This is a genomic window from Gordonibacter urolithinfaciens (assembly GCF_900199375.1).
GTDB lineage: Bacteria > Actinomycetota > Coriobacteriia > Coriobacteriales > Eggerthellaceae > Gordonibacter > Gordonibacter urolithinfaciens.
This window is the reverse complement of record NZ_LT900217.1, coordinates 1,905,349-1,917,127: the sequence shown is the minus strand read 5'-3', so window position 1 is coordinate 1,917,127 and position 11,779 is coordinate 1,905,349. Positions and strand designations below refer to the sequence as shown.

12 protein-coding genes are annotated in these 11,779 nt (G+C 64.7%); 6 read left to right on the top strand and 6 right to left on the bottom strand.

Going from position 1 to position 11,779, the window contains the following annotated elements:
* Positions 1-32 precede the first annotated feature (32 nt).
* Positions 33-962, top strand: coding sequence for a LysR family transcriptional regulator (locus tag BN3560_RS08225; protein ID WP_049784142.1), 930 nt, complete (start codon positions 33-35; stop codon positions 960-962).
* 307 nt (positions 963-1,269) lie between these two features.
* Here the strand turns inward: BN3560_RS08225 and BN3560_RS08220 are convergent, their stop codons facing one another.
* Both BN3560_RS08220 and BN3560_RS08215 read right to left on the bottom strand, forming a co-directional pair.
* Entirely contained in the window at positions 1,270-1,509 is a 240-nt protein-coding gene (locus tag BN3560_RS08220) for a hypothetical protein (RefSeq protein WP_015540025.1), read from the bottom strand.
* A 175-nt stretch (positions 1,510-1,684) separates the two neighbouring features.
* On the bottom strand, positions 1,685-2,866 hold the full coding sequence (locus tag BN3560_RS08215) for a pyridoxal phosphate-dependent aminotransferase (RefSeq protein WP_015540026.1): 1,182 nt from the start codon (positions 2,864-2,866) through the stop codon (positions 1,685-1,687).
* A 316-nt stretch (positions 2,867-3,182) separates the two neighbouring features.
* On the opposite strand from BN3560_RS08215, the gene BN3560_RS08210 reads away from it, so the two are divergent.
* Complete coding sequence (locus tag BN3560_RS08210; protein ID WP_096227677.1) at positions 3,183-3,614, top strand: DUF2871 domain-containing protein; 432 nt, start codon at positions 3,183-3,185, stop codon at positions 3,612-3,614.
* 87 nt (positions 3,615-3,701) lie between these two features.
* On the opposite strand, the gene BN3560_RS08205 is transcribed toward BN3560_RS08210, so the two are convergent.
* From BN3560_RS08205 to BN3560_RS08190, 4 genes are all read right to left on the bottom strand, one after another.
* Entirely contained in the window at positions 3,702-5,474 is a 1,773-nt protein-coding gene (locus BN3560_RS08205) for a sensor domain-containing protein (RefSeq protein ID WP_206670906.1), read from the bottom strand.
* 141 nt (positions 5,475-5,615) lie between these two features.
* Complete coding sequence (locus BN3560_RS08200; protein WP_096227675.1) at positions 5,616-6,062, bottom strand: universal stress protein; 447 nt, start codon at positions 6,060-6,062, stop codon at positions 5,616-5,618.
* Positions 6,063-6,369: 307 nt separating this feature from the next.
* Positions 6,370-6,840: a MarR family winged helix-turn-helix transcriptional regulator gene (locus tag BN3560_RS08195; protein WP_096227674.1), complete on the bottom strand. Its 471-nt coding sequence runs from the start codon at positions 6,838-6,840 to the stop codon at positions 6,370-6,372.
* 241 nt (positions 6,841-7,081) lie between these two features.
* Entirely contained in the window at positions 7,082-7,795 is a 714-nt protein-coding gene (locus BN3560_RS08190; protein WP_087191745.1) for a sulfite exporter TauE/SafE family protein, read from the bottom strand.
* Positions 7,796-7,967: 172 nt separating this feature from the next.
* On the opposite strand from BN3560_RS08190, the gene pxpB reads away from it, so the two are divergent.
* The 4 genes from pxpB (at position 7,968) to accC (ending at position 11,745) form a co-directional block, all read left to right on the top strand.
* A complete protein-coding gene (pxpB, locus tag BN3560_RS08185; protein WP_096227673.1) occupies positions 7,968-8,696 on the top strand; it encodes a 5-oxoprolinase subunit PxpB in 729 nt (242 codons plus the stop codon).
* A 1-nt stretch (position 8,697) separates the two neighbouring features.
* On the top strand, positions 8,698-9,810 hold the full coding sequence (locus BN3560_RS08180) for a 5-oxoprolinase subunit C family protein (protein WP_096227672.1): 1,113 nt from the start codon (positions 8,698-8,700) through the stop codon (positions 9,808-9,810).
* 102 nt (positions 9,811-9,912) lie between these two features.
* Positions 9,913-10,380 (top strand): acetyl-CoA carboxylase biotin carboxyl carrier protein, encoded by a 468-nt coding sequence (accB, locus tag BN3560_RS08175; protein WP_087191742.1) that lies wholly within the window; start codon positions 9,913-9,915, stop codon positions 10,378-10,380.
* A gap of 15 nt (positions 10,381-10,395) precedes the next feature.
* Positions 10,396-11,745, top strand: coding sequence for an acetyl-CoA carboxylase biotin carboxylase subunit (gene accC / locus BN3560_RS08170; protein ID WP_087191741.1), 1,350 nt, complete (start codon positions 10,396-10,398; stop codon positions 11,743-11,745).
* The last annotated feature ends 34 nt before the right edge of the window (positions 11,746-11,779 follow it).

The following is an 11,779-nucleotide window of genomic DNA, read 5'->3' as shown; positions in this document are numbered from 1 at the left end:
CCTCGGTGGTTATAACAGGGGGCGAGTCGGCTTTGGATATCAGCGCCTTCAACGAGTTCGTCGAGCTGGCCAAGAGGCTGAACATCACGGAAACAGCCCGCATGCTCAACATGTCCCAGCCAACGCTGAGCAAGCACATCATCTCGTTCGAGAAGGAACTGCGCTTGTCGCTGTTCGAGCGGACGGGATCTGCCATGCGCCTCACCGAGGCCGGCAATGCGCTGCTCCCCTTTGCATACAAGATCCTCGATGCGCAGAGCATGTTCTACGAGGAGGCACGCCGCATAAAGAGCGAGGCGCCGGCACGCCTTTCCGTGACGGGACTCACCGACGAGACGGTCGTGATGGCCCTGCTCGGACGCTTCATCACCTCTGCGGAAAGCGAGTACGGCACCGGCTTCATCCAGGTTCGAAGCTGCCACCATAAACGGCCCATCGACTTCGTCAAGGCCGGCTCCATCGACGTCGCCTTCGATTACTTCGAACCCAGCGAGCTCGATGACGACACCGTGGGGGCCGTGATCGTGGGCCGTTGCCCATGGGCCGCCATCGTCGACGCCGGCCACCCCTTCGCAAACCGCGCATCCATCGACATCGAGGATCTTCGCCACGAGACGCTGGTCAGGATAGAGGGCGCGCACGTCAGCGAGGCATGGCGGTTTATCGAGCGGGCCTGCCTGCTCAACGGGTTCGCACCGAAAACACGGCGAAGGTACTCCATGCGCCTGACCGATCTTCTCACGCTCTCGTCGACCATCGGCAACGACGTGCTCATCGCCGGGGTCAACTTCGTGAAGCGCATCGAAGCGGGGCTCCCCTCGTCATGCCGCGTGATCGAGCTCACCGGCGAGGCGACCTCGTTTCCCCTTTCGGCCCTGTACCACATAGGGAACCTCAACCCGGCGCTCGATCGCTTCATCGACTTCATGGAAGCCGACCTTGCCGAGCGCGAACACTGTTAGGAATTGCCATGCCCTGCTACCCGTGCAACCACTGCAACAAATGCGGGATATTCTCCCTCAAACTTGAGCTCACCTGCTCCTCATGCGGCGAACCCGTCAAGCCAGGCGCAGCCGCGTGCCCTTCGTGCCATGAACCCTATTTGCACAACATGAGGCGCGGGGCTATCGGCAAGCCACAGGGAGCATCCGACTATTACACGGCCCAGGAAGCGCTCCGCGCGAATGGCGAAAGCCGAGCACTATGACAAGGGGCGCGCCGTTGCGATAACGGCGCGCCCCTTGCTCTAAAGATCCAACAGCCAGATTCTCACATCCGGCGTTCGCGATAATCGGCAAGCGCCCGCTCGACAATCTCCTTGTTCATGCAAACCGTCCACGTGGGCTCCGAAACGCTTTGCTGGACGGCCATGCCCTCCACACCGAGGAGCACCTGGGGCTCGCCGTTCGTTTCAGTCACCTTTACCTGCGCCTTCATGGCCCCAGGCTCGAATACGTAGTGGTCGATGCCCGTCGCCTCGTCGTACACGTGCTCCGATACCGTCAGCATGTTCTCCTCCTGTCGATCGCCGCCTACTTGACGTTGCTCGCAGTGTAGGTTCTGACCAGCGCATAGGGGAAATGCGGTTTTGCCGAACGCTCTATGCCGTGGCGGCATACCCCGCAACGAAGCGACGGCGGCCCTCCGGCCGCCGTCGCTTCGTTGCGCGCGAAGTTGGGAGCCCCTACCCCCGGTACTCCTCCATGAGCGCCTTGAACGCGGGCATCGAGCGCTCGATGGTGGCGCGCGAAACGCAGTAGCTCACGCGCACCCAGCCGGGCACGCCGAAGCTGTCGGAGGGCACCAGCAGGAGCTCATGGGCCTTCGCGCGGTCGCTGAACGCCTGGGCGTCGTCCTCAAGCGCGCGCACCCACAGGTAGAACGCGCCGTCGGGCTCCACGAACTCGTAGCCCAGCGCGCCCAGGCCCTCGGTAAGCAGGCGGCGGTTCTCGGCGTAGGACGCCACGTCGCTCGGCTCGTCGATACAGGCGGCAATCACGCGCTGGAACAGCACCGGCGCGCATATGAACCCGAGCGCGCGTCCCGCGCCTGCCACGGCCGTGGACACCTCGGCCGCATCGTCCATGAGGTCGGACACGTAGATATAGCCGATACGCTCGCCCGGCAACGAGAACGACTTCGAGTACGAGTAGCATACGATGGTGCGCGGCCACACGCACGGCACGTAGGGAACCTCGGCGCCGTAGGTGATCTCGCGGTACGGCTCGTCGCTGATGACGTAGATCTTGCGTCCCAGCTCGGCCTCCTTGCGCGCCAGCAGCGCGGCGAGGGCCTCCAGGTTCTCGCGCGTGTACACGGCGCCCACCGGGTTGTTCGGCGAGTTGATGATGACGGCGGCCGTTGCGGGTCCGATGGCCGCGTCCAGCGCATCGATGTCAAGCTGGAAGTCGGGCACGTGCGCCGGCACCTCCACGCGCGTGCAGCCGGCGGTCTCTATCCACACCTGGTACTCGGGGAAGAACGGCGCGATGACGACCACCTCGTCGCCCGGCTCCGTGACGGCGCAGATGGAGATGGCCAGGCCCGCCGCGGCACCCGCCGTCAGGTACACCTGGTCGGGCGAGGCCGGCACGTCGAAGCGGCGGCGGATATGGTCGGCCACCGCGGCCCGCACGCGCGGGTCGCCAGCCGCCGGCGAGTAGCCGTGCAGCGCGCTCGGCTCCTCCTCCATGAGCTCGAGCACCGCCTGCTTCACGGCGTCGGGCGCGGGCACGCTAGGGTTCCCGATGCTGAAGTCGAACACGCTGTCGGCGCCGATCTCCGCCTTGCGCGCCATGCCGTACGCGAACAGCTCGCGAATCGCGCTCGGCTCCGCTCCCAGCCCGTACATCCTCTCGTTCACCATATGCACCACGTCCTCGTCTTGCCGCTTGTTTTAGATGATGAACAGGGTAGCACAACGAACGGCGCGCAAGACCAGCGGCGCGTGCACCGCCCGGCCGGGGGCGTGCCTGCCCGGCCGGGCCCTCGCCCTGAATACCCGGTCGTGCAATGCGCCCGGCGATTGGTCGCACTTTCACCTGATTGCACGGTCGCACGGTCGGCGGGCTACCCGGTTGCCGAATCGCAACTTCGGAACAGTTTGCCCGAAAGCCTTGCATCCCCCTGGACGAACTCTCATGATGAACAACGTTCATATATTGCTATTAGAAAGGAATCATATGAAGCGCCTCATCAACACGGCCCTCGTCTACCTCATTGCCGGTGCGGCCGCCGGCGTGTTCTTCCGCGAGTTCACGAAGCTCTCCGGCTTCGCCGGGCAGACCGCGCTCGGGTTCATGCATCCGCACCTGCTGGCGCTCGGCTTCCTCGTGTTCCTTATCGCCACGCTGTTCGCCCTCGCCAGCGACTTCACCGGCGACCGGCTGTTCAAGCCGTTCTACCTCGTATACAACATCGGGCTGGTCATCACGGCTGGCATGATGCTCGTGCGCGGGGTGGCGCAGGTGACGGGCACGGTCCTGCCGCTGCCCGACGCGGCCCTGTCCGGGATTGCGGGCATCGGCCATATCATGGTGGGCGTGGGGCTGGTGCTGCTCGTGATCATGTTCAAGCGCGTCGTCAACCGCAAGGCGGCCGCCGCGCGCGCTTAGCACGCGTCCACCGGCCGCGCACAGCGGGAATCCGGCGGCGGCTGCCCGACGAACAGCATGCCAGCGCGTCGGGCGCTGCACACCCGCTTACGCGCCGAACAGCATCTGCTCGAACTCGGCCACCGGTACGGGACGTGAGAACACGTAGCCCTGCAGCATATCGCAGTTGATGGCGCGCAGGCGAGCCGCCTGACCGGGTTCCTCGACGCCTTCGGCCACCGTGCCCAAATCCAGCTTCTTCGCCAGGTCCACCACCGACTCCACCACGTCCCATTCGCGCTGGCCGGCATCGTCGCCGGCCGAGAAGAACGCGCGGTCGAGCTTCATCGTGTCTATGTCCACGTCCTTCAGCACGTTGAGCGACGAGTACCCGCTGCCGAAGTCGTCGAGCGAGCAGCGGTAACCGCGCGCGTGCAGCAGGTCGATAACGCCCATGAACGTCTCGGGATCGCCGAACACCAACGTCTCGGTCAATTCGAACTCGATGAGCGATGCCGGCACGCCGTAGCGTGCGCGGATCTGCTCGTAGGGGGTGAGAAAATCCTGCTCGCGCAGGTGCGCGCGGGACATGTTCACCGAGATGGGCACCGGCTGCCGCCCCTGCTCGATCCACGAGGCCAGCAGGGCGCACACCTGCTCGAACACGCACAGGTCAACGTTGATGATGAAGCCGTTGCGCTCGAAGTACGGCACGAAGTCGTCGGGCGGCACGAGACCGCGCGCCGGGTCGATCCACCTCACGAGCGCCTCGGCACCCCCGATGGAGCCGTCGGCCAGGCGTTGCTTGGGCTGGAAGTATGCCACGAACTCGCCCCGCTCGAGCGCGCCGTGCATGCGGTTCTCCATGTCCTGCTCGGACAGCAAATTCTGGCGGTCGACATCGCTGTAGAACACGCAGGTGAAATGGCGCGCATTCGACGCTTCCTTGCTGGAGCCGCGCGCGACGTTCGCCCGGTCGCGCACAAGCGTCATGGGCAGGCTCGTGTCGTCGATGGGGTACACGCCCACCGTGAACGAGAGGAAGTACGGCCGCTCCGCATCCACGTTGAAGCGGTTGACGTCCTGGACCATGCCGCCGATGCGCTCGTACACGGCCTGCTGGTCCTCGTTGCGCATGAGCACGTTGAAGGCGTCGGCGTTGATGCGGCCCACGCATTCGTCCCCGTCGAGATGCGCGCGCAGGCAATCGTACACATAACGCAGCACCATGTCGCCGCTTTCCGTGCCCTGTATCTCGTTGAGCAGCTTGAACTTCTTCAGATCCAGCGCCACCAGGGCGTAGGCCCCCGGCTCGGCCCGGTCGATGGCATGGCGGGCGGTCAGGTCGAACCGCGTTTGGTTGAAGCCCTCCGTCACGGGGTCAACGAACGCGAGCCGTTCCAGCTCCTCGTTCGCTTCCTCCAGATGTTGCCGCGCCTCCACCAGGTCGGTCACGTCGGTCATGGTGGTGTAGGACAGCTGGTAGCCGTCCACGTACTCGTCGAGGAACGTCGAGGCGAATTTCACCCATTTATGGCCGCCCTTCACGTTCAGCCCGGCGATGCACTCGTATCCACCCGTGTTCTTCTCGAAAGCCTCCGTCACATGCTCGGCAATGACGGCAAAGTCCTCGGGATTGTCCGCGAAGTAGAGATCGGGCCGATTATGAAACAGCGCCTCGTACTCGTCTTTGGGATAGCCGATGAAGTCGTAGTAGTAGCGGTTGGCCCACACGAGCGTGAAGTGCTCATCAACCTTGTGCTTGCTCACGCTCAGGCGAAGCGTGTCCACAAGAACGCTGTCGCCCTCGCTCACGAGCGACGAAGGGGCCGGACGATCGGGAACGTGCGTCATCGCGAGCTTCTCTCTGCCTCCGCCCATCGAACGCTCCGACGCCACATCCGCGGGCACCGCTAAATCAACGTGCCATTTTACGCCTTTTCACCGAGCGAAACCAGCAAGTGCAACCATTAAAGCAAAGATGGAAAACAAGGTAGGGAGCCGGGGCCGATCCGCATCGGATTATGCCCCTGCCTGCTTAACCACCAGCACGTCGCAGCGCAGGTTGCGGATGAGGTAGGTGGACACGCTGCCCACGAACACGTACTTGATGTTGGAGAGCCCGCGCTCGCCGCACACTACCAAATCGGGCGCGAAGGGCTCGATAAGCTGCTCGGCCAGCGTTTCGGCCACGCGCCCCGCGCGCACCTGCACGTCGACGGACGGGATGGCGGGGTTCTCGCGCACCGCGCGAAGCTCGTCGGCGAGCTCGTCCTCGATGCGCATGACGTCTTCCGCGCACAGGGCTTCATAGTCGGCCCCGTTCGCCTCGTTGGGAACCGAGTCTACCACGTGGCCGAACAGGAGCCGCGCCCCGTTGTCGGCCGCGAGCGCCACAGCCCGCTGGGCCACCGCCTTCTGCGTGGATGCGCCGTCGAGTGCTGCGAAGATGCGTTGGTACTGCGCCATGGATGCTCCTTGCCTCGCCTTGCCCCTATTGTACCGGTTCCGATCCCCGTCCGTGAACCCCCAGCGCACGCCGTTTCGGCAACGGAATCGATAAGCGCGCGGTTGCAGTCGCAGCAGCGGAATGCGAGCAGGAGGAGATGCCGAACCAACGCATCGGCCCTGCCCGGAAGCCCAGCTGCCGTCCGGATCCCGCGGCGCGTACTGCAAGTAGGGCGCCTGCGGCAGCAACAGACGATCGCGATGCACGGGACGGCATGCAGCGCAGGAAGGGCCCGATGCTCCACGCACCGGGCCCTTCCCTCGAGCGCTAGCAGCAGTGGCAGCTGTGGGCTTTGCGGCCCTTCTTCTTGCCGTTGATGCCCTTGTCCTTGCAAGACAGGATGAGCTTCTCGGTAAGGGCGTTCAGCTGGGCCACCTCGTCGGCGGACAGGCAGTCGAGGATATCCTCGGCCGTCTTGTCGTTGGCGGCCACGCGCTTCTCGGCCACCTTGCGGCCCTCGTCGGTCAGCTTCACGGCATAGGTGTGCTTCGCGTCGCAGTCCTCGATGGTCACGTAGCCGTTGCGCTCGGCCTTCTTCACGATGCCCTTGAGGTCGCCGCGGTCCATACCCATGGTCTTCACCAACTCGCGCTGCGTGGTGCCGTCGTTCGCCAGCAGGGCGTTCAGCAGGGCGCCCTGGCCGCGCTTGTAGCTTTTCGGGCCGTTCTTGTGGAACGCGAGGCGCGTGAGCTTGCTGGCCTTCTTCAGCTGCGCCAGGGTCTTGGTTGCTTCGGTCATGAGGGGTTCCTTCTTTCGGTTCATCGTCTCTCTCTGTGGTTGACGTTGACACTATAGTCTTGTTCCCCGCATGCGATCTATTATTCATATAATGTTCAAAGAACAATAGTTATCCGAGATGAATATGCATAGCTATATTATTCATGAATAATGTTGCGAAAGATGACTCATGCTCCAAGCAAAACGAAACCGAGCCCCCGTCCGCCCGAAAGGTCACCCGTCGGCCAGAACCGTGGCGGGCCTATGACGTCACCAGCAGCACCACGCCGATGAACAGCAGCAGCACGTACGTGAGCTTCAGGAACTTCTCGCGGCTGATCTTCTTCTGCAGCTTGTTGCCCAGCACGGTGGCCACGATGGCCAATGGGATGCACATGACGATGATCTGCACGACGTCGCCCGTGAAGTGCCCTTGCTGGAACGCGATGCACGCGTAGATGAAGTTCAGCACCGTCCAGATGAGAGAGAGCGTGATGCGGAACTCCTGCTGGTCGCGCAGCTTCTGCACGGCGTAAATCACCAGCAGCGCGCCGCCCGACACGAACATGCCTTGGATGAGGCCCGCCAGCGCCAGGATGATCCACAGCGCCCACTCCGGCAGGAACTTCTGGCGGGTGAAGATGAGGTTCTTCGCGCCGATGAACACGATCACGGCGCCGTATATCTTCAGCAGCACATGCAGCGGCATGAGCGTATCCAGCCAGATGCCCACCACCATGAACACGATCATGACGGCGATGATCTTGCCGAACTCGCGCCAGTTCACGTGCTTGATGTTCAGCACGGCCAAGAGGCCGCAGGCGAAGAAGCCCATCGCGTTCAAGATAGATACGGTGGGGCTCAACCCCAAGAGCGTGGTGCCCACAGGCATGGCGAATATGTTGCCGGCAAAACCCGTGACCGCCTGCACGGTGTAGGCAAAGAAGAACGCCGCAAGAAACAGTGCTTTTTCCATATATGCTACAATCCTATCGAGATAACCGATAGATAAGTGTAGCATTGATGGGCAGAGCCATCGATGCGTACCGGTGGGCGATGCCGGTACCGGGCCCCTGCGGTCGTGCGGCGATGCGACCGAACCCCTGCAATCGCGCAGCAGCGGTCCAACGGACGAGAAACGGAACCACATGGCGGGATTCAGCATCACCATCGCCGGCGATTCGGCGCTCAACCTGGAGTTCGCACACGCGATCTCCCCGGAGACGAGCGCGATGATCCGCCTGGCCGCGGAGAACCTCACTGCCGACCCCATCGAGGGCATCACCGAGCTCGTGCCCACGTTCTGCTCGCTCATGGTGTACTACAACCCCCTGGCGGTCACGTTCGACGAGCTGTCCGCACGCCTGCGCGGGAAGCTGCGCGACGTGGGCGAGGCCGACCTCTCCGTGCGCAAGATCGTGCAGATACCCGTGTGCTACGGCGGCGAGTACGGTCCCGACCTGGCCAACGTGGCCGCGCATGCCGGGCTCACCCCGCAGGAGGTCGTGAACATCCACACCGCGCACGATTACCTCATAGACATGCTGGGATTCCTGCCCGGATTCGCGTACCTGGGCGGCCTCGACGAGCGCCTGCACACGCCGCGTCTCGCCACGCCGCGCACGCGCATCGAGCCCGGCAGCGTGGGCATCGGGGGCGCGCAGACGGGCATCTACCCGCTGGCCTCGCCCGGCGGCTGGCAGATCATCGGCCGCACGCCGCTGCGCCCTTACGACCCGGACCGCACCGAGCCCATTCTGTACGCGGCCGGCGAGTACCTGCGTTTCGTGCCCATCACAGCCGACGAGTACGCCGCCATAGAACAGCAGCTCGCAGCCAACACCTACGAGTACCAGATCTTCGTGGAGGACGAATAGCATGGGCCTCGTCGTCAGAAAACCCGGCGTGTACACGTCGATCCAAGACAACGGCCGCTTCGGCTACCAAGGCAGCGGCTTTTCCACGAACGGCGTTATGGACCGCCGCGCCTACGTCATTGCCAACTTGCTGGTAGAGAACGACCCGAACGCCCCCGTGCTGGAGTTCGCGCTGGCCGGCCCCCTTTTGCGCTTCACCACCAAGACGATCATCGCCATCACGGGCGCCGACTTCGGCGCAACCATCGACGGGGAGCCCGCCCCGCGCTACACGGCCCTCATGGTGAAGCGAGGCTCCATCCTGCGCTTCGGCGCCGCGAAGACGGGCTGCTACGGCTACCTGGCCATCGCGGGCGGCAGCGTGCGCATACCCGAGATCATGGGCAGCCGCTCCACGAACCTGAAGTGCGAGTTCGGCGGCTGGAAGGGGCGCACGCTCATGACGGGCGACTACCTCCCGTTCGTCACCAAGGGCGTGGACTTCCTGCCGAATTTAGGCTCGCACCGCCTCGATGCGGGCAACGATGACGCCTTCTACGGCTTCGCAAATGACGAGGTGCTCGTGCGCGTGGTGCCCGGGCCGCAGGAGGACCTGTTCACCGAAGAGGGCATCGAGGCATTCTACAGCCAAACCTACACCACCACCGCTAAGTGCGACCGCATGGGATACCGCCTGGACGGCCCGGAGATCGAGACGAGGAACGGGTCTGACATCATTTCGGACGGCATCGCGTTCGGCGCCGTGCAGGTGCCCTCGCACGGGCGGCCCATCGTCATGCTGGCCGACCGCCAGACCACCGGCGGGTACGCGAAGATCGGCACCATCGCCACCGTGGACATACCGAAGCTCGTGCAGCGCCCGCCGGGAAGCCGCGTGCGCTTCGAACCCGTGACGGTCCAGCAGGCCCAAGAGCTGCTGCGCCAGGAGGCCCGCCAGTTCGAGATGCTGGCGCTGAAGGTGCGCCGTCCCAGCGCCGACGGCATATCGCCCCGCCGCACGGCCCGCCGCCTCACGCCCATCTTGGAGCGCCAAGCAGCGAAGACGCAGGCCGACACGCTGTGGATCGACCGCGCGAACCGCGCCGAGCGGGTGGGGAGCCGCAACGCGCTGTAATACGAGAAGACCCCCGACGAGAAGGCGGGCGCCGACAACGCCCCGCAGACCGCGAGCCGCGGCAACGGCCGCACCGCCTAGAGAAGTGCAAGGAGAGCCACCATGGACACGAAAGCCATCGAAGAACTCATCGCCATCATGGACAAGGCCGAGCTCACGGCCCTGCGCGTGGACGACGGCGAGACGAAGATCGAGCTGGAGCGCAGCCACGGACCGCTGCCGTCGTCGGCCCTGCCGCTCATGGCCGACCGCGTGAGCGCGCTTCTGGCCGGCAAGACCGAGAGCCACGAGGCCGCGGCGCTCGAGGACGTGGACAAGGACTCGCTGCTGGTGCGCAGTCCCATGGTGGGCATGTTCTACCTGTCGCCCAGCCCCGACGAGGACCCGTTCGTCAAGGTGGGCCAAGAGGTGCTCTCCGGCCAGACCATGGCCATTGTGGAGGCCATGAAGATGATGAACGAGATAACGGCGCCCGCCCCCGGCGTGGTGGTGGAAGTGCTGGCCGCCAACGGGACGCAGGTGGAGTACGACCAGCCGCTGTTCCGCATCGCCACCGCAGAAGCGCGCTAGGGCGCGAGGGCTGCCATGTTCGAGAAGATCCTCATAGCGAACCGCGGCGAGATAGCCGTGCGCATCATCCGCGCGTGCCGCGCCATGAACATCAAGACCGTGGCCGTGTACTCCACGGCCGACAAGCATGCGCTGCACGTGTACCTGGCCGACGAGAGCGTGTGCATCGGGCCGCCCGCGGCGCGCGACTCGTACCTGAACATCGCCGCCATCCTGTCCGCCGCGAAGGGCACCGGCGCGCAAGCCATCCATCCGGGCTACGGCTTCTTGTCCGAGAACTCCACGTTCGCGAAGCTGTGCCGCGAGAACGACATCGTGTTCATAGGCCCCGCGCCCGAGGTCATCGACCGCATGGGTAACAAGAGCCAGGCCCGCAAGACCATGATGGAGGCCGGCGTGCCCGTGGTGCCCGGCACGAAGGAGCCGGTGCATGCGCCAGAGGAGGCGCTTGCGAAGGCGCGTGCCGTGGGCTGGCCCATCATGATCAAGGCGTCGTCGGGCGGCGGCGGCAAGGGCATGCGCGTGAGCCTGTCCGAGGACGACTTCTGCGAGCAGTTCTCCATCGCGCAGCGCGAGAGCGTGGGCGCGTTCGGCGACAACACCATGTACCTGGAGCGCTGCGTGCTGAACCCGCGCCACGTGGAGGTGCAGGTCATCGCCGACACGTACGGCACCGTGGTGGCACTGGGCGAGCGCGACTGCTCCGTGCAGCGCAACCACCAGAAGATGATCGAGGAGAGCCCCTCCCCCGCGCTGTCCGCGGAGGTGCGCGCCGAGATGCTGGACGCTGCCGTGCGCGCGGCGCAGGCCGTGGGCTACACGTCGGCCGGCACGATAGAGTTCCTGCTGGACGACCAGATGAACTACTACTTCATGGAAATGAACACGCGCGTGCAGGTGGAGCATTCCGTGACCGAGATGGTCACGGGCACCGACATCGTGCAGGAGATGATCCGCGTGGCGGCGGGCGACCCGCTCACGTTCACGCAGGACGACATCACGTATCGCGGCCACGCCATCGAGTGCCGCGTGAACGCCGAGCAGCCCGAGCGCGGCTTCCTGCCGTCGCCCGGCACCATCTCCCAGATGCACCTGCCCGGCGGCAACGGCGTGCGCGTGGACACGGCTGCCTTCGACGGCTACGAGATCTCGCCCTACTACGATTCCATGATAGCCAAGATCATCGTGCACGGCCGCGACCGCACCGAGGCCATCGCCAAGATGCGCACCGCGCTGGAGGAGATGGTGGTGGTGGGCGTGAAGACGAACCTGGACTTCCAGTACGCCATCATGGAGAACGAGACGTTCGCCGCCGGCGCGGCGGACACCAGCTTCATCGACCGCTTCATGAAGGGCGAGGTGTAGGGTACGGGGCTGCCGGGGCCCGTGCGGCACCGGC